Annotated in this window: 18 protein-coding genes; 4 read left to right on the top strand and 14 right to left on the bottom strand. The window is 70.6% G+C overall.

What is annotated here, in order from left to right:
- Positions 1 to 17: 17 nt before the first annotated feature.
- From AB0B61_RS39145 to AB0B61_RS39135, 3 genes are all read right to left on the bottom strand, one after another.
- Positions 18 to 464: a hypothetical protein gene (locus tag AB0B61_RS39145; RefSeq protein WP_357648562.1), complete on the bottom strand. Its 447-nt coding sequence runs from the start codon at positions 462 to 464 to the stop codon at positions 18 to 20.
- Positions 461 to 997, bottom strand: coding sequence for a sigma-70 family RNA polymerase sigma factor (locus AB0B61_RS39140; RefSeq protein ID WP_358443288.1), 537 nt, complete (start codon positions 995 to 997; stop codon positions 461 to 463). The genes AB0B61_RS39145 and AB0B61_RS39140 overlap by 4 nt, the downstream gene beginning before the upstream one ends.
- A gap of 74 nt (positions 998 to 1,071) precedes the next feature.
- The gene (locus AB0B61_RS39135; RefSeq protein ID WP_358443285.1) at positions 1,072 to 2,085 is read right to left on the bottom strand and encodes a S8/S53 family peptidase; all 1,014 of its coding nucleotides are present in this window, start codon (positions 2,083 to 2,085) and stop codon (positions 1,072 to 1,074) included.
- 175 nt (positions 2,086 to 2,260) lie between these two features.
- On the opposite strand from AB0B61_RS39135, the gene AB0B61_RS39130 reads away from it, so the two are divergent.
- Positions 2,261 to 2,755: a DUF3145 domain-containing protein gene (locus tag AB0B61_RS39130; RefSeq protein ID WP_357940353.1), complete on the top strand. Its 495-nt coding sequence runs from the start codon at positions 2,261 to 2,263 to the stop codon at positions 2,753 to 2,755.
- 69 nt (positions 2,756 to 2,824) lie between these two features.
- On the opposite strand, the gene AB0B61_RS39125 is transcribed toward AB0B61_RS39130, so the two are convergent.
- The 9 genes from AB0B61_RS39125 to AB0B61_RS39085 form a co-directional block, all read right to left on the bottom strand.
- Positions 2,825 to 4,249: a carboxyl transferase domain-containing protein gene (locus AB0B61_RS39125; RefSeq protein ID WP_358443282.1), complete on the bottom strand. Its 1,425-nt coding sequence runs from the start codon at positions 4,247 to 4,249 to the stop codon at positions 2,825 to 2,827.
- Entirely contained in the window at positions 4,250 to 5,482 is a 1,233-nt protein-coding gene (gene fabF / locus AB0B61_RS39120) for a beta-ketoacyl-ACP synthase II (RefSeq protein ID WP_358443279.1), read from the bottom strand.
- A 36-nt stretch (positions 5,483 to 5,518) separates the two neighbouring features.
- On the bottom strand, positions 5,519 to 5,758 hold the full coding sequence (locus AB0B61_RS39115; RefSeq protein ID WP_357648573.1) for an acyl carrier protein: 240 nt from the start codon (positions 5,756 to 5,758) through the stop codon (positions 5,519 to 5,521).
- An 87-nt stretch (positions 5,759 to 5,845) separates the two neighbouring features.
- Positions 5,846 to 6,802, bottom strand: coding sequence for a beta-ketoacyl-ACP synthase III (locus AB0B61_RS39110; RefSeq protein WP_358443278.1), 957 nt, complete (start codon positions 6,800 to 6,802; stop codon positions 5,846 to 5,848).
- On the bottom strand, positions 6,799 to 7,695 hold the full coding sequence (locus AB0B61_RS39105; protein ID WP_358443276.1) for an ACP S-malonyltransferase: 897 nt from the start codon (positions 7,693 to 7,695) through the stop codon (positions 6,799 to 6,801). Before AB0B61_RS39105 ends, AB0B61_RS39110 begins: the two co-directional genes overlap by 4 nt.
- A 103-nt stretch (positions 7,696 to 7,798) precedes the next feature.
- Positions 7,799 to 8,923 (bottom strand): helix-turn-helix domain-containing protein, encoded by a 1,125-nt coding sequence (locus tag AB0B61_RS39100; RefSeq protein WP_358443580.1) that lies wholly within the window; start codon positions 8,921 to 8,923, stop codon positions 7,799 to 7,801.
- A gap of 162 nt (positions 8,924 to 9,085) precedes the next feature.
- Complete coding sequence (locus AB0B61_RS39095; protein ID WP_225289003.1) at positions 9,086 to 9,517, bottom strand: DUF350 domain-containing protein; 432 nt, start codon at positions 9,515 to 9,517, stop codon at positions 9,086 to 9,088.
- Positions 9,514 to 10,662 carry a glutathionylspermidine synthase family protein gene (locus AB0B61_RS39090; protein ID WP_358443274.1) on the bottom strand — a complete coding sequence of 383 codons (1,149 nt, stop codon included), beginning with the start codon at positions 10,660 to 10,662 and terminating at the stop codon, positions 9,514 to 9,516. The genes AB0B61_RS39095 and AB0B61_RS39090 overlap by 4 nt, the downstream gene beginning before the upstream one ends.
- 2 nt (positions 10,663 to 10,664) lie before the next feature.
- A complete protein-coding gene (locus tag AB0B61_RS39085; RefSeq protein ID WP_358443271.1) occupies positions 10,665 to 11,078 on the bottom strand; it encodes a hypothetical protein in 414 nt (137 codons plus the stop codon).
- 102 nt (positions 11,079 to 11,180) lie between these two features.
- Between AB0B61_RS39085 and AB0B61_RS39080 the strand changes: the two genes are divergently transcribed.
- The 3 genes from AB0B61_RS39080 (at position 11,181) to AB0B61_RS39070 (ending at position 13,541) form a co-directional block, all read left to right on the top strand.
- Positions 11,181 to 12,200 (top strand): PHP domain-containing protein, encoded by a 1,020-nt coding sequence (locus AB0B61_RS39080; protein ID WP_358443269.1) that lies wholly within the window; start codon positions 11,181 to 11,183, stop codon positions 12,198 to 12,200.
- Between the two features lie 175 nt (positions 12,201 to 12,375).
- Positions 12,376 to 13,104: a YafY family protein gene (locus AB0B61_RS39075; RefSeq protein ID WP_358443267.1), complete on the top strand. Its 729-nt coding sequence runs from the start codon at positions 12,376 to 12,378 to the stop codon at positions 13,102 to 13,104.
- A gap of 77 nt (positions 13,105 to 13,181) precedes the next feature.
- Complete coding sequence (locus AB0B61_RS39070; RefSeq protein ID WP_358443264.1) at positions 13,182 to 13,541, top strand: VOC family protein; 360 nt, start codon at positions 13,182 to 13,184, stop codon at positions 13,539 to 13,541.
- Between the two features lie 190 nt (positions 13,542 to 13,731).
- Here the strand turns inward: AB0B61_RS39070 and AB0B61_RS39065 are convergent, their stop codons facing one another.
- A complete protein-coding gene (locus AB0B61_RS39065; RefSeq protein ID WP_358443261.1) occupies positions 13,732 to 14,475 on the bottom strand; it encodes a maleylpyruvate isomerase family mycothiol-dependent enzyme in 744 nt (247 codons plus the stop codon).
- A 15-nt stretch (positions 14,476 to 14,490) separates the two neighbouring features.
- On the bottom strand, positions 14,491 to 15,993 hold the full coding sequence (locus AB0B61_RS39060; RefSeq protein ID WP_358443259.1) for an alpha/beta hydrolase: 1,503 nt from the start codon (positions 15,991 to 15,993) through the stop codon (positions 14,491 to 14,493).
- Positions 15,994 to 16,191: the final 198 nt, after the last annotated feature.

Raw genomic sequence — 16,191 nt, 5'->3', positions numbered from 1 at the left:
GCCTGGCTCCCGGGTGGTCATGGGCGGATCCGCACCCACCTGGTCTGGACGGGTGCGAAGCCGGGCCGGTGGCAGACCACGCTGAGCCAGCCCGGAGGCAGGCCGGTGACCGCGAACTGGCCCGAACGCGCAAGACGCCTGGTGAGCGTCAGATGCGGGGTCCTCACATCGACGTGGCTGCCCTCGCCGGGATGCGGGAACACTTGTCCCGCGACGTCGATGAGTCCGTCGCCCACCGTCACCTCCAGATCGAAGGTGAGGCCGGCCGCGACGAAGCGGATCATGCCGGGACCGTCGCCCCCTCGTACGCCACGGGGTGTGGCGCAGTCGGCGGGCGGGGCGGTCACCGCCTGAGAGACCCGGAGTCCGAAGGCATCGCGTGCGGCGGCGGAAACATGCCCAGGAATCGGATCGCTCCCGGCGGCGAGCCGGAGAGCCGCCAGGAAATACTCGTCGTTGATCATTGCACCGTCTCCTGTAGTGAGAGCAGGGTGCGCAGTTTTTCCAGGCACCGGATCCTGGTTGGACCCACGGTGCCCACGGGCATGCCGAGCCGCATCGCCACCTGCTGGCTCCCCATATCCGTCGCCACCAGCTGGAGGAGGGTGCGGCAGGGCTCGTGCATGGCGGAGACCGACTTCCACAGTAGGTGCCTGCCGTCGGCCTCCAGGACGGCAGTCGCCGGATCAGGGTCGTGTACGACGTCGAAGGACGGGAATCCGGGTGGTTCCTTCCTGATGATCAGAAGCGCCTCGCGACGCGTGGTCGTCGCCAGCCACGCGCCGACGCCTGATGGTTCCCTGATGGTGTGGAGGTTCTCGAGCAGACGCAGCCAGGCACCCTGAACCGCGTCCGCCGCATCGGTTTCGTTCAGCCCGCACGCGCGGGCGACAGCCCACATGCGCGATCCGAACCTGGACTCCAGCTGGTCCCAGGCCGTGTGGTCGTCTTCGGCCGCAGCCTTGAGCAGCTCCGCGGGATCGCGTGGCTCGTGCATGCGGCCTCCTTCGCCGTGACGGACGAGGAGGCCACCCTGCCTCCTCGTGATTGGCCGAGGACTGAGCGTAAACTCTACAGACTCGACCTGATGAGAACTCCCAGATCGGGAATTTGCCGGGTCGTCTCAGGGTCAAGGACTCGCCCGGCCGCCTCCTTGACGGGCAGGTCCTTGGCGGCGGCCGCGATGGCGCCCGCGACCAGGGCCGTGGCGAAGGAGGTGCCGCTCCAGACGGCGTAGCCGGTGAAGTCGTCGCGCTCCAGGAAGCTGCTGGCCAGCCACTCGCCACGGGCGCACGCGTCGACCCAGGAGCCGTAGGCGGAGAACGGCGCCCGGTGCTCCTGCGTCGGGTCGACCGCGCCCACGCCCACGACCTCCGACAGCGCGGCCGGCCAGAACGGCCGGTCGCTCGCGGTGTTGCCCGCGCAGGCCACCGTGACGGTGTCGGTCAGGCTCCGCAGCGCGTCGGCCAGGAGGGGCGGCGGCCGGTCGTCGAAGGTGTGGCAGCCGAAGGAGAGGTTCAGGACCTGTGGCGCGCGTTCGCGCAGCCGGTTGAGGGCGCGGACCACGCCCGCCTCGTCGCCGACGCCCTGCCCGTCGAGCACCCGCCATGCCCGCAGTGACACGCCCGGCGCCTGGCGCAGCAGCAGCCCGGCGAGGAAGGTCCCGTGGCCCGCCTGGGGACCTTCGAGCGTCTCGGCGTCGTCCCCGGGCTGCTCTTTGTACCAATCGCTGTCGGCCCACCACGGGTGCGGGGCGATCCCGGTGTCGAGCAGACCGACGACCACGTCCGACCGCGCTCTGCCCGGTTTGTACGGCACGGCCGAGGTGGGGAACGGCCGGGACGCCGGGCCGCCCCAGAACAGCGGCTGCCCCGTGAGCAGATGGTTGGGAGAGGCTCTGAAGCCGCGCTCCCGCAGGTCCATGGTGATCTCGATGGGGTCGACGCCAGGTGACAGGTGGATCACGCAGACGCCGTCGGCGTCGGCGACGGCCTGAGTCCAGCGAGCCGCGGCGGACAGCGCGTCCCGGTCGGTCAGTATCTGACCTTGCCGGATGAGCGACTCGCCGACAGATTGGATGTCCATGAGCGGGTATCTTTCCGCGCTCACCCGCGTGTCACACGCCACTGCGGCACCAAGTTGGTATGGCCGCCCTCTGGTGCCCGGTAGCGACCGACGGTAGTCTCTCCCTAGTCACTTGTGATCATCCCGGGGCGAGGCCGTTGGGGAAGGCGCACCTCGTACCGAATCGGGAGGTCCGGTGTCTGCTTGTGGCGTGCTCTACGTCCACTCAGCTCAGCCCGCGCTGTGCCCTCATATCGAATGGGCGGTCGCGGGTGTTCTTGGCGTACCCGTGGACCTGACGTGGACGCCGCAACCCGCCGCGCCCAATGTCGTGCGGGCGCAGGCGGAGTGGGAGGGTCGTCCGGGCATCGCGGCGGCCATCACCTCCTCCCTCATGGGCTGGCAGCGCATCCGGTTCGAGATCACCGAGGACGCCTCACCGGGCGTCGACGGGTCCCGCCATGCCTATACGCCGACGCTCGGCGCCTTCAGCGCGGTCGTCGGGGCCGCGGGGGACATCATGATCCCCGAGGACCGGCTCCGCACCGCGATGATGATGGCCGCCCAGGGGCGTGCGGTGCTGGAGGACGAGCTGGACAAGCTGCTCGGCCGGCCGTGGGACGAGGAGCTGGAGCCGTTCAGATACGCGGGCGACGGCGCGCCCGTCCGCTGGCTGCACGCCGCCGTCTGAGACCCGCACGAGGCCGCCTGAACGTGAAAGGGCCCCGCACCCAGGAGGTGCGGGGCCCTTCTCATACGACTACAGGGGGATGTTCCCGTGGGCACCCCTGGCCGGGGTGGCCTGGGCGAGGACCTTGGCGATCGCCCCCCGGGTCTCCTCCGGCTTGATGACCTCGTCGATCACGCCCAGCTGGCGCGCCCGCTCGAGCCCGCCGGCCAGCTTCTCGTGCTCCTCGGCCAGCCGCTGCTCCAGCTCGGCCCGCTCCTCTTCGGGGGCCGCGGCCAGCTCGCGCCGCTTCAGGATGCGCACCGCCGCGACCGCGCCCATGACCGCGACCTCGGTCGTCGGCCAGGCGAACACCTTGGTGGCGCCCAGCGCGCGGGAGTTCATGGCGATGTACGCGCCGCCGTACGCCTTGCGCGTGACCAGCGTGACGCGCGGCACCGACGCCTCGGCGAAGGCGTGCAGCAGCTTGGCACCGCGGCGGACCACGCCGTCGTGCTCCTGTCCGACACCCGGGAGATAACCGGGCACGTCGACCAGGACAACCAATGGGACCCCGAAAGCGTCACACATACGAACGAAGCGGGCAGCTTTCTCGGCGGACGTGGCGTCGAGGCAGCCACCCAGCCGCATCGGGTTGTTGGCGATCACGCCGACCGTCCGGCCACCGAGGCGGCCCAGCGACGTGACGATGTTCGGCGCCCACTTGGGGTGCAGCTCGATGCCCGGCTCGTCGAGCAGGCCGTTGACCAGCGGCTTGACGTCGTATGCCCGCCGCGCCGACTCCGGCAGCAGCGTGGAGAAGTCGACCTCGTCGATGCCCGTCGTGCGCACCCGTCCCTGGTGGCCGAGGAGCACGGCCAGCTGCCGCGCGCGCAGCAGCGCGTCGGTCTCGGACTTGGTGATGACGTGGACGACGCCGCTGCGCTTGCTGTGCGGCTCGGGGCCGCCCAGGGCGGCGCTGGTGACGTCCTCGCCGGTGACGCTGCGGACCACGTCGGGGCCGGTGACGAAGATGCGGCCGGAGTCGGCCAGGATCACCAGGTCGGTCAGCGCCGGGCCGTAGGCGGCGCCGCCGGCGGCGGGCCCGACGACCACGGAGATCTGCGGGACCACGCCCGAGGCCTTGGTCATCGCGGCGAATACCCGGCCGACGGCGTGCAACGACTCGACGCCTTCGGCGAGTCGCGCACCGCCGGAGTGCCAGATCCCGATGACCGGCACCCGTTCGCGGACGGCCACGTCGTAGGCGTGCACGATGTGCTCGCAGCCCTCGCCGCCCATCGCGCCGCCCTGGAAGCGGGCGTCACTGCAGAAAGCGACGATGGGGACGCCTTCGACGCGGCCCGTGGCGGCCACTATGCCGCTCTTGTCCTCGGGAGTGATCAACCGCAGCGAGCCCTCGTCGAGCAGCGCGGTCAGTCTGACGATGGGATCGCGGGGATCAGCGGGCTCTTGATCAGGGTCCTGTGGCGTCACCCGATTGTCGAGCACAGTCATTTAGGCCCCCTTGAACACGACTGCCACGTTGTGACCGCCGAATCCGAACGAGTTGTTGACCGCGGCGATGTCGCCTTCCGGCAGCGGGCGGTTCTCGCCGTAGACGAGGTCCACCTCGATGCCGTCGTCGAGACTGTCCAGGTTGATGGTGGCCGGCACGATGCGCTCCTGGAGCGCCTTGATCGTGAAGACCGACTCGATGCCGCCCGCGCCGCCCAGCAGGTGGCCGGTCATGGACTTGGTCGAGGTGACCAGCGGGTGCGTGCCGATGGCCTTGGCCACCGCCTGCACCTCGATGACGTCGCCCGCCGGGGTGGAGGTGGCGTGCGCGTTGACGTGCTTGACGTCCTGGCCGGTGACGCCCGCGTCGGTGAGCGCCTGGGTCATCGCCATGCTGATGCCCCGGCCCTCCGGCTCGGGCTGGGTGATGTGGTGGGAGTCGGCGGAGTAGCCGACGCCCGAGGCGTAGGCGTAGATCCGCGCGCCGCGCGCACGGGCGTACTCCTCGGACTCGAGCACGATGATGCCCGCGCCCTCGCCGAGCACGAACCCGTCGCGATCGCGGTCCCACGGCCGCGAGGCGCCCGCGGGGTCGTCGTTGCGGGTGGACATGGCGCGCGCGGCGGCGAAGGCGGCCACGTTCAGGCCGTGGATCGCCGCCTCGGTGCCGCCCGCGATCACCACGTCGGCGCGGCCGGACCTGATCATGTCCATCGCGTAGCCGATGGCCTCCGCGCCGGACGCGCAGGCCGACACGGTCGCGTGCACGCCGGCCTGGGCGCCGCGATCGAGACCGATCCAGGCGGCCGGGCCGTTGGGCATCAGCATCGGCACGGTGAAGGGCGAGAGCCGGTTCCAGCCCCGCTCCTTGTAGGTGTCGTAGGCGGACAGCGTGGTGGTGATGCCGCCGATGCCGGAGGACACCACGACGCCGAGCCGCTCGGGCGCCACCTCGGGGGCGCCCGCGTCCTGCCAGGCCTCGCGCGCGGCGACCATGGCGAACTGCTCGCTGCGGTCGAGGCGACGGGCCTCGGGCCTGGGCAGCACCTCGGTCGGATCGACCGCGGCCGTCCCCGCGAACTTCACGGGGACGGTGTCGATCCAGTCCGCGGTGATGCTCTCGACGCCCGACTGACCGGCGAGGAGCGCCGACCAGGTCGAGGTGACGTCTCCACCGACGGGCGTCGTCGCGCCGAGCCCGGTGACCACGACACGTACCCGGTTTGCACTCACGTTTCGCGCTCCTTGTCGATCAGGTTGGGTGTGAGATCAGTTCTGGATGAAGGTAAGGACGTCCTTGACCGTCTTCAGGTTCTTGAGCTGGTCGTCCGGGATCTCGACGCCGAACTCGTCCTGGGCGGCCACGGCGATCTCGACCATGGACAGGGAGTCGATGTCGAGGTCGTCCACGAAGTTCTTCTCGGGGGTGACGTCGCTCACCGGAATACCGGTGATCTCGTTGATGATCTTGCCGAGGCCCTCGAGGATCTCCTGCTCGGTGGCAGCCATGTCGCTATTTCTCCTTTGGTGTTTTCTGGTTCTGTACGGCTCAGGCCGTACAAGCTCCGATAGGTACGGCACGAGCCGTACCGGATCCTACGGAATCTCGATGACCTGACCCGCATAGGTCAGGCCCGCGCCGAAGCCGAGGATGAGCGCGAGCTCACCCGAGCGCACCTCGCCACGCTCCAGCATGCGCGAGAGCGCGAGCGGGATGGACGCGGCGGAGGTGTTGCCGGCGGTCACGATGTCGCGTGCGATGACGGCCTGGTCGGCGCCGATCTTGCGGGCGATCGCCTCGATGATGCGCAGGTTGGCCTGGTGAGGTACGAAGGCCGCCAGCTCCGAGGGGTCGACCCCGGCGCGCTCGCAGGCCTCCTTGGCCACCGGGTGCAGCGCGGTGGTGGCCCAGCGGAACACGGTCTGACCCTCCTGGTGGAGGGAGTCGTTGCGGTCGTTGACGATGATCGCGTCGGACTTGTCGCCCGAGCTGCCCCAGACGACCGGCCCGATGCCGGGCGTGTCGGCGGGGCCCACCACCGCGGCGCCCGCGCCGTCGGCGAAGATCACGGCGGTGGACCTGTCGGTCCAGTCGATCCACTGGGACAGCTTCTCGGCGCCGATGACCAGCACGTGCCTGGCCGAGCCGGCGCGGATCGCGGAGCTGGCCACGCCGAGCGCGAAGCAGAAGCCGGCGCAGGCGGCGTTCACGTCGAACGCGCCTGGCGCCTTGATGCCCAGGCGGTGGGCCACGACGGCCGAGGCGTTGGGGATCTGGCTCTCCAGCGTGCAGGTGGCGACGATGACCAGGTCGATGTCACCGGCCGACAGGCCGCTGGCGGCCAGCGCCTTGCCGCCGGCCTGCACGGCCATGTCCTCGACGGACTCGGTGGCGCCGGCGACCCGGCGTTCCTTGATCCCGACCCGGGACTGGATCCACTCGTCGTTGGTGTCCATGGTCTTGGCCAGGTCGTCGTTGGTGACGACGTTGGACGGCTGGTAGTGGCCGAGGGCCAGCACCTTGGCGCCCGGGGCGATGTCGGGAATCCTCACTTGGTCAGCTCCCTGGCCGCGTCTAGATCGTCGGGTGTCTTCAGCGCCACGGTGCGTACGCCCCGTAGCGCGCGCTTGGCCAGGCCGGTCAGCGTGCCGCCCGGCAGCAGCTCGATCATCCCGGTCACGCCCAGGTCGGCCATCGTGGCCATGCAGCGGTCCCAGCGTACGGGGCTGCTGACCTGGTCGATCAGCCGCCGCATCAGCACGGCGCCGTCGGTGACGACCTCGCCGTCGGCGTTGGACAGCAGCTTGACCCGCGGGTCGGCGGGGGTGATGCTCTCGGCGGCCGTGCGCAGGTGGTCGACGGCCGGGGCCATGTGCACGGTGTGGAAGGCGCCCGCTACGGAGAGCGCGATCAGCCTGGCGCGGGCCGGGCCGTCCTCCTTGAAGGCGGCCAGCTGCTCCAGCGTGCCACCCGCGACGATCTGGCCGGCGCCGTTGACGTTGGCGGGGGTCAGGCCGTGCTTGTCGAGGGCGGCCAGCACCTCCTCCTCCACGCCGCCGAGCACCGCGGTCATGCCGGTCTCGGTGACGGCGGCGGCCTTGGCCATGGCCTGGGCGCGCTCGCGCACCAGCGACAGCGCCTGCTCGGGGGTCAGCACGCCGGCCAGCGCCGCCGTGGCGAACTCGCCGACGCTGTGGCCCGCCAGCAGGTCGGGGGTCACGCCGAGCACCTCGGCCGAGGCCAGCGCGGCGGCCACGAGCAGCGGCTGGGCGACCGCGGTGTCACGGATCTCGTCGGCGTCGGCCTTGGTCCCATAGGTGATCAGATCGAGGCCCACGACCTCGGACCACGCGGACAGCCGATCCGCGAAGCCGGGGAGTTCGAGCCAGGGCGTCAGGAAGCCTGGAGTCTGGGCACCTTGGCCCGGGGCGACGAGTACAAGCACACAATCCACACTGCCCTGTAGAGGTTCGACACGAGGATAAGGATCCGTACGAACTTGGTCCCAGGGGTTTTGTAGGAACCCTACAGTGGGGGTTTCGGGGGAATTACGTTAGGGCGCGCCAGGTGACAGCGCTCTCCGAAAGCCTGCCGAGAATCAGTCCCACCTGCAAGGTGAAGGCCGACCTGCCCTCGGTGGGCTGGTAGCCGGTCAGCTCGGTGATCTTCTTGAGCCGGTAGCGCACGGTGTTGGGGTGGACGAACAGCAGCCGGGCGGTGGCCTCCAGCGAGGTGCCCTGCTCCAGGTAGGTGGCCAGCGTATCGAGCAGCGGGGTGCCGGCGAGCGGGAGGTAGACGTTCTCGATGAGCTGTTCTCTGGCGTCGTCGTCGCCGTCGAGCGCCCGCTCGGCGAGCAGGTCGTCGGCGTGCACCGGGCGGGGCGCGTCGGGCCAGCCGGACGACGCCTTCAGCCCGGCCAGCGCCGCCTTGGCCGATCTGGCGGCGGCGTGCAGGTCGGGCACCTCCGGGCCGATGACGATCGACCCCTCCCCGAAACGGGCCACGACCTGCTTGGCCGCGGCGTCCACGCTGTCGGCGCCGCCCACGATCACGATCAGCCGGTCGGCCTGCACGCCGGCGAGCAGGTCCATGCCGATGCGGCGGCCCTTCTCGCGCAGCCCGTCGATCACCGCGCGCGGGTCGCCCTCAGGGGCGCGGCCGGCGATCACGACGACGGGGGAGGAGGTCCAGCCCAGCGCGGCGGCCCAGGAGTGCAGCCCGTCGTCGACCTCGCCGCGCACCAGCGCGTCGACGATCAGCGCCTCCAGGCGGGCGTCCCACGAGCCCCTGGCCTCCGCCTCGCGGGCGTAGACGTGGGCGGCGGCGAAGGCCACGTCGCGGGTGTAGCGGAGCATGGCCTGCTCCAGCTGGTCCTCGCCGCCCGGCGCGGCCAGCTCGTCGGTCTGCGCCTCGACCACCTCCACGACGACCCTGACGATGTCGACGGTCTGCTGCAGGGAGATCGACCGCTTCAGCTCGCGCGGCGCGGTGCCGAAGAACTCGATGCTGGGCGTGGGCCGGTTCTCGCCCGCGTGCTGGAACCACTCCACGAACGCGGCGATGCCGGCCTGCGCCACGAGTCCCACCCAGGAGCGGTCCTCGGCGCTGAGGGCGCGGAACCACGGCAGCTGATCGTCCATACGCGCCATGGCCGCAGTGCCGAGCGAGCCCATGGCCCGCTCCAGCCTGCGCGTGGTGTCCTCCCGGGTCCGATCTGTCACGTCTCCTAGAGTGCCAGGTGGAGTCAGATGACCGCGACGCGAGCACGGCCGAGGGCGGGGTCTGGGTCGGATGACCGCGACGCGAGCACGGCCGAGGTCACAGCGGGGCCTGGGTCAGATGACCGCGACGGCGGTGATGAGCCCGATGGCGACGTGGGTGACGGCGAGCAGCCGGGCGCCCGGCTGCAGCTCGGGCTCCTTGACCAGGTCACGTACCGAGATGCCGACCAGCTTGTCGAAGACGAGCATCGCGACGGTCTGCACCACGATGCCGACCAGCCCGAAGACCACCGTGCCCGCCAGACCCTCGGTGAGCCGGCCGCCCGAGGACCAGATGGAGGCCGCGACGATCAGGCCCACCGCGGCCAGCGCCGAGGTGGCCAGCAGCGTGGCGTTGGGGTTGCGCTCGGTGCGGATGACCGAGCTCAGCTTGCCCGGTGTGGCGAGGTCGATCACGTAGAAGCCGACGATGAGCAGCACGACGCCCACGGCGGCGTAGGCGGCGATGGCGCCCGCGCCGCGGGCGAGGGTTTCCAGCAGGGTCATGGGTGCTCGATTCGGTGAGGGACGAAGGAAGAGGTGTCGTCGGTGATCAGGCCAGTAGTCTCTCTGATACCCATTCCGGCGGCCTCGTCGGCGATCACCCAGGCGCCGAGCACCGGCCGCTCGCCTTCGAAGTCGGGCAGGGCGTCGAACCCCTGGTAGACGTAGCCTTCCTGACCGTAGGAGCCGGGCGTCTCCTGGGTGCCGTCCGGCGTGACGATGCGCATCGACGCGCCCTCCCTGCCCAGGAGCGGCTTGGCGATGTAGGAGTCCAGGTCGCGGGGACCGTCGAGATAGGCGGGCAGCAGGTTGGGGTGGTCCGGGTAGAGCTCCCAGAGGACGGCCAGCAGCGCCTTGTTCGACAGCAGCGTCTTCCACAGGGGCTCGATCCAGGTCGCGTGCCGGACGGCGTGCCGCCCGAACGGGTCGGCCAGCATCCACTCCCATGGGTAGAGCTTGAACGCCGAGCGGATCATCCGCTCCTCGACGTCGACGAAGCGGCGATTGAGCGCGTCCCAGCCGATGTCCTCCATGGCGACGGCGACCGTGCTCAGCCCGGCCTGCTCGGCGGTCTCCTGGAGGTAGGCCAGGGTCATCGCCTCCTCGCCGGTCTCGTCCATGTTCGTCCAGGCGAAGTGGACGGGCCCCGCGGGCAGGGTCAGCTCCCGCCAGCGGTCCACGAGCCGCTCGTGGAGGGAGTTCCACTGGTCGTCCGCCGGGTGGACGTCCTTGAGCCAGAACCACTGCGCCACCGACGACTCGACCAGGGAGGTGGGCGTGTCGGCGTTGTACTCCAGCAGTTTGGCCGGCCCTGTGCCGTCGTAGCGCAGGTCGAAGCGGGCGTACAGGTACGGGTCACGCCGCTCCCAGGAGCGCGCCACGTCCTCGTGCGCCCAGGCGGGGATGGCGAAGTCGGCGTAGCGCCCGGTCGAGACGACGTGCTCGACGGCCCGAAGGCACATCCCGTGGAGCTCCTCGACCTGCTCCTCCAGCGCCTCGACCTCCGCCAGCGAGAAGACGTAGTGGATGGACTCGTCCCAGTAGGGCCGGGTGAGCCCCTCCGGATGGGCGGCCCGGTGGTAGGCCAGCCCATGGCTCTCGATCGTCTTCTCCCAGCCGTCCCTGGGGATGCCGTGTTCGCGTCGCACCGTCAGCCGCCGCCGCTCCAGTGGCTGCCGAAGCCGCCGCGCTGGATGTCGCGGCCCTTGCGGCTGGAGATGTTCACGTCGGAGGGGCGGTAGCTGGTGCCGGCGCGGACGCGCGTGCCGATCCTGGTGCCGCCGTAGTACCAGTGGTAGGCGCCGCGTGAGCCGCCGTAGAAGTGGGAGGTGCCGTCGTCGTCATCGTCGCAGAGGGACTCGTCGACGACCTCGTACGAGCCGTCGCTCAGCTGGTTGTTCATGTCGACGCAGTCGGCCGTCACGTCGTCGTCGTTCTGGGCCGAGCAGTAGCCCACCAAGAGAACGGACACGATGCCGAGGACGGACAGCGTGACCACCTTCGACGCCATCGACCGCTTGGGGGCCTCCGGCGAGGGAGGCGGCACGGGCGGCGAGTAACCCATCAAGCTCCTGCTTTCGTTGGCCGAACAGCCTATAGCCGCACGTCGTAACGCTTCAATGCCTACCACCGGCCGCTTGCCCGCGGCTTGGGTAGATATCAACACATGACACCCGTCGAGGCGCTGCGCGAGATCGCCTACCTGCTCGAACGGGCCGGCGAGCCCACCTACCGCGTGCGGGCCTTCCGCAACGCCGCCGCCGTGGTCACCGACCTGCCCCCCGACGAGCTGGTACGGCTGGCGCGGGTCGGCGGCCTGACCGATCTGCCGGGCATCGGCAAGGTCACCGCCCTGGCGATCACCGAGGCGCTGGACGGCGACGTGCCCACGTACCTGCGCAGGATGCGGGCCACCGAGGGCGCCGACCTCGACGACGCGACCGCGGCGCTCAGGACGGCGCTCAAGGGCGACCTGCACAGCCACTCGGACTGGTCCGACGGCGGCTCGCCGATCGAGGAGATGGCCGAGGCGGCCGAGGCGCTCGGCCACGCGTACTGGGCGCTGACCGACCACTCGCCCCGCCTGACCGTGGCCAACGGGCTGTCCGCCGACCGGCTCAAAGCGCAGCTCGACCAGGTCGAACGGCTCAACGAGCGGTTCGCGCCGTTCAGGATCCTGACCGGTGTGGAGGTCGACATCAACCTGGACGGCACCCTGGACCAGGAGCCCGAGCTGCTGGAGCGGCTCGACGTGGTGGTGGCCAGCGTGCACTCCAAGCTGCGGATGAGCGGTCATGAGATGACACGCAGGATGGTGACGGCGATCTCGAACCCGCACGTGGACGTGCTCGGCCACTGCACGGGGCGGGTCGTGCAGGCGGGCGGCCGGCGGGGGCGGGTGCGGCCGGAGTCGGACTTCGACGCCGAGCTGGTCTTCGAGGCGTGCCGCCGGTTCGGGGTCGCGGTCGAGATCAACTCGCGGCCCGACCGGCTCGACCCGCCCAAACGGCTGCTGCGGCTGGCCTACGAGATGGGCTGCGACTTCGCGATCGACTCCGACGCGCACGCGCCCGGCCAGCTCGACTGGCAGCGCCACGGCTGCGAGCGCGCGGCCCAGTGCGGCATCGAGGCGGCGCGGATCGTCAACACCTGGCCGCTCGCCGACCTGCTGGCGCGTCACGCTTGAACCCAGGCCGGCGCGTCACGCTTGGGCCTCTGCCGACGTGTCATGTGCTGGCGTGTCACGCTTGGATCTCTGCCGGGGTGTCATGTGCTGGCGTGTCACGCTTGAACCGGGATCGCCTGCCTGGTAAGGGGTTTGCGACCCGCGATTGTCGGTGGCGCGGCGTAACGTCACGAGTGTGAACCGTACCGACCGGCTCTACGCGCTCGTCGAGGACCTGCGCGCGATCTCGCCACGCTGCCGTTCGGCCCGCGAGCTGGCCAAGCGGTTCGAGGTCAGCGCCCGCACGATCGAGCGCGACATCATCGCGCTGCAGGAGTCGGGGGTGCCGATCTACGCCCAACCGGGGCGCAAGGGCGGCTACGCGATCGACAAGAAGATGTCGTTACCCCCGCTCAACTTCACCCCCGCCGAGGCGGTCGCCATCGCCGTGGCGCTGAGCCGGGCGGGTGACCAGCCGTTCGGCAGGCAGGCGCGCAGCGCGCTGCGCAAGGTGGTCGCGGCCATGCCGGGGCGGGAGGGCGAGCTGGCCAGGGAGCTGGCGCGCCGGGTGCGGATGGTCAGCCCGGCCGCCGAGCCGGGCGCCGAGATCCAGCCACTGGGCGGCGAGGGCATCTCCCGGGCGATCGAGGAGGCCCTGCAGCGGCGGCGCCTGCTCAGGATCGACTACGCCGACGCCAAGGGTGCGTTGACCTCGCGCGACGTCGAGCCCGGTGTGTTCCTGGGCGGTCGCGGTGGTTTCTGGTATCTCGTGGCGTGGTGCCGCCTGCGCGATGACGTACGGGTCTTCCGCCTCGACCGGATCGCCTCGGCCTCGGTGATCGCCGAGCGCTGCCCCGACCGGCCGCTGGAGAGGTTCTCCACTGACATCCCGGACATGTTCGTGCACGGCGCGGTGCTCGATTAATCATTCGAAAACACCGACATAGGGTTGTCGCCCATCCGTTAGATCGTTGTCTTGTTCGAGAAAGCAGGGAGACAACGATGGACAACACGGTTACCTGGTTCGAGGTCGCGACCGACGACCCCGAAGGTGCCCAGCGGTTCTATGGCGGGCTGTTCGGCTGGACGTTCGCGGCTTCCGAGGGCGGGCCGATCGACTACCGGATGATCGGTTATCCGGGTGGTGAGCAGCCCGGAGGCGGCCTCTACAACACCAAGGGCGAGTTCCCCGGCCACGCGATCTTCCATGTGGAGGTGGCCGACGTGGAGCAGAAGTGCCGCGAGACCGAGTCGCTCGGCGGCAAGGTCGTCACGAAGGTCATCGACGACGCCGCGGGCACCGACTTCGCCTACCTCCAGGACGGCTCCGGCAACCTCTTCGGGGTCTTCCACCGCAGGTGACCTGGCCGGGCGTGCACCCAGGAAGGCACCTTCCCCGCCGACCGGGGCACGCGCGCGAGCCGCTCTGGCGAGCGGTCACCCGCCCTGGACACGCCGCCGACCGCCGAGTGGCGGCGCGTCCAGGGCCTCACCGTTGATCACCGCGGCCTGATACAGCGGGCTGATTCAGCGGCTTGATTTTGCGGGCTGATCACAGCGCGGCGGTCGCCAGCCAGCGGTCAAGGAAGGCGCGGTCGCCGTGGACGGTCAGCGCGTCCGGGGAGCGCCTGCCGTACAACATCAGCAGCAGGTCGCTCACCGGGCCCTGGACGGCGACGTCGCCCTTGGCGTGGCCGCGCGCCCAGCTGATCCGGCCCGCCGGGCCCTGGGTGAGGGTCCATTCGCCGTCGGCGTCGCTCGCGTGGAGGTGGATCGTGGCCCCCTCCGCGTCGAGCGCCGCCAGGCGCTTGGCCACCCAGAACGCGTACGGCAGGGCCTCCAGGAACTCCTCGATCCCGTCGATCGCGACCGGCGCCTCGACGACGGGCGCCACGCCGACCGCTTGCTCGGCGTCACAGCGGTGCACGACCAGCTCGAACAGCATCCGGCGGGCCCACCAGCTCACGCGCTGATCGCCGCCCCAGGCCCAGACGGGCGTGTCCGGGTCGGTCTCGCGCAGCGTGGCGACCAGCTCCCGGGCGCCCGAGCCCAGCCAGGCCGGATCGCCGCGCTGCCCCTCGGCCAGGCCGTTGGGCACCTGGCGGGACCAGATCGGCTCCTGCCGGCCCGTCTCCACGATGTGCACCACCCACCGGTGCAGCGTGCCGACGTGCGTGATCAGGTCCGCCAGGGTCCAGCCGGGACAATGCGGCACCGGGGTGCCGGGATCGGCGCCGGTGGCCAGCTCGGCCAGCCGCGCGCTCTCGCTCTCCACCAGCCGGGGATAGTCCGTCACGTGACCGAGACTAGATCAGACCGACTTGCAGGTGGCACCCCGCTCGGGCATCTTCCCGGCCAGCAGGTAGGAGTCGACGAACCGCTTGACGCACTTGTTGCCCGACAGGTACGCGCCGTGCCCCTCGCCCTCGTACGTGACCAGCGTGGCCGTCTTGAGCTGCGCGGTCAGCTTGGGCGCCCACTCGTACGGCGTGGCGGGGTCGCCCGTGCCGCCCACCACCACGATCGGCGCCGAGCCGGTCGCGTCGACGTGCTTGGCCTCGTCGTCGCCCTTGACCGGCCAGACAGTGCACAGCCCGCCGGGGCCCTCGCTGCCGAACAGCGGCGAGATCTTCACGGCCGCGTCCTCGGTGTGCCGCAGCGTGGCCAGGTCGGGCCGTTCGGAGGTGTCGGCGCAGGTGATGGCCGGGAAGCTGGTCATCTGCGTGGAGTACGTGCCGTCCTGCGCCCGTCCGGTGTAGGAGTCGGCCAGGTACATCAGCGCCTGCCCCTGGCCCTTGAGCGCCGCGCCGAGCGCGTTGCCCAGGAACGGCCAGGCGAACTCGGAGTAGAGCGCGGCGGCGACGCCGGTGGAGGCCAGACCCTGGGTGAGGTCGCGCTGGCCGACCTTGAGCGGCTTGGCGGCGAGCTGGTTCATCAGCCGGCCGACGTTCGCGGCGGCGGTCGGCACGTCCTTGCCGACCTCGCAGCGGTCCTTGACGCAGGACTTCAGGAAGCTCTGGTAGGCGTGCTGGAAGCCGCGGGTCTGGGCCAGGGTGCGCTGCTCGAAGGTGACCGTGGGATCGAGCGGGGCGTCGAGCACCATGCGGCCCACCTTCTGGGGGAACTTGGTGGCGTAGACGGCGCCGAGCTGCGTGCCGTACGACATGCCGACGTAGTTGAGCTTGTCGTCGCCCAGCGCGGCGCGCAGCCGGTCCATGTCGCGGGCGGCGTTGACCGTGCCGACGTACGGCAGGATCTTGCCGGAGTCCTTCTCACAGAGCTGGGCCAGCTGCTTGTTGGCCGCGTCGCCCTCCGCGCGGGTCTGCTCGGTGTCGGGCAGCGTGTCGAGGGCCATGTACTTGTCCAGCTCGGCGCTGTCGCCGCAGCGCACCCCCGAGCTCCGCTCCACGCCGCGCGGGTCGAAGCTGACCAGGTCATAGCGGGAGCGCAGGCTGGACAGCGACTTGGCGGCCTGGTCAAGAGTGTCGACGCCGGAGCCTCCCGGGCCGCCGAAGTTGAACACCAGCGAGCCCAGCCGCTTGCTCTGGTCGGTGGCGGGGACCTTGATCAGCGCCATCTCGATCTTGTCGCCATCGGGAGCGGCGTAATCGAGGGGCACCGCCAGCTTGGCGCACCGCACCGAGGTGTCCTGCCTGGCCGGTCGCTGCCCGTCGGGCCGCTTGAGGTCCGTGCACGGTCCCCAGGCGATCTGCTGGGCGGCGCCGGTGCCTCCGTCCACGGCCGGCTTCGTCGGCGCACTCATGCAGGCAGCGGCCGATGTGGCCAGCGTGACAAGGGCAAGGACGCGTCGCATGTTCATATCCCCCTCGATAGCTCAGGGGGAAGTTTTCCCCACAATACGCGAGTGCGTATCAACGGAGCGAGGCGGCACGTACCCCTCCTGACGGAAAATGGCGCGCCGCCGGGCCGGCGCCCTGCGCGCTGTGCCGGGACGGAGACCGGTTCGTACCCGCCGAGCAGTGGCTGGACTCGGACCCGCGCCACTACAGCG

Origin of the sequence: Nonomuraea sp. NPDC049158 (assembly GCF_040648335.1) — a bacterium.
Taxonomy (GTDB): domain Bacteria; phylum Actinomycetota; class Actinomycetes; order Streptosporangiales; family Streptosporangiaceae; genus Nonomuraea.
This window is presented reverse-complemented; position numbering and strand designations above follow the sequence as displayed.

Bases quoted from the DNA above. Each gene is read 5' to 3' on its own strand.
- AB0B61_RS39080 (WP_358443269.1), top strand. From the start codon at position 11,181: ATGACACCCGTCGAGGCGCTGCGCGAGATCGCCTACCTGCTCGAACGG.
- AB0B61_RS39145 (WP_357648562.1), bottom strand. From the start codon at position 464: ATGATCAACGACGAGTATTTCCTGGCGGCTCTCCGGCTCGCCGCCGGG.
- AB0B61_RS39095 (WP_225289003.1), bottom strand. From the start codon at position 9,517: ATGACCCTGCTGGAAACCCTCGCCCGCGGCGCGGGCGCCATCGCCGCC.
- AB0B61_RS39135 (WP_358443285.1), bottom strand. From the start codon at position 2,085: ATGGACATCCAATCTGTCGGCGAGTCGCTCATCCGGCAAGGTCAGATA.
- AB0B61_RS39125 (WP_358443282.1), bottom strand. From the start codon at position 4,249: ATGACTGTGCTCGACAATCGGGTGACGCCACAGGACCCTGATCAAGAG.
- AB0B61_RS39060 (WP_358443259.1), bottom strand. From the start codon at position 15,993: ATGCGACGCGTCCTTGCCCTTGTCACGCTGGCCACATCGGCCGCTGCC.
- AB0B61_RS39115 (WP_357648573.1), bottom strand. From the start codon at position 5,758: ATGGCTGCCACCGAGCAGGAGATCCTCGAGGGCCTCGGCAAGATCATC.
- AB0B61_RS39100 (WP_358443580.1), bottom strand. From the start codon at position 8,923: ATGGGCTCGCTCGGCACTGCGGCCATGGCGCGTATGGACGATCAGCTG.
- AB0B61_RS39070 (WP_358443264.1), top strand. From the start codon at position 13,182: ATGGACAACACGGTTACCTGGTTCGAGGTCGCGACCGACGACCCCGAA.
- AB0B61_RS39085 (WP_358443271.1), bottom strand. From the start codon at position 11,078: ATGGGTTACTCGCCGCCCGTGCCGCCTCCCTCGCCGGAGGCCCCCAAG.
- AB0B61_RS39140 (WP_358443288.1), bottom strand. From the start codon at position 997: ATGCACGAGCCACGCGATCCCGCGGAGCTGCTCAAGGCTGCGGCCGAA.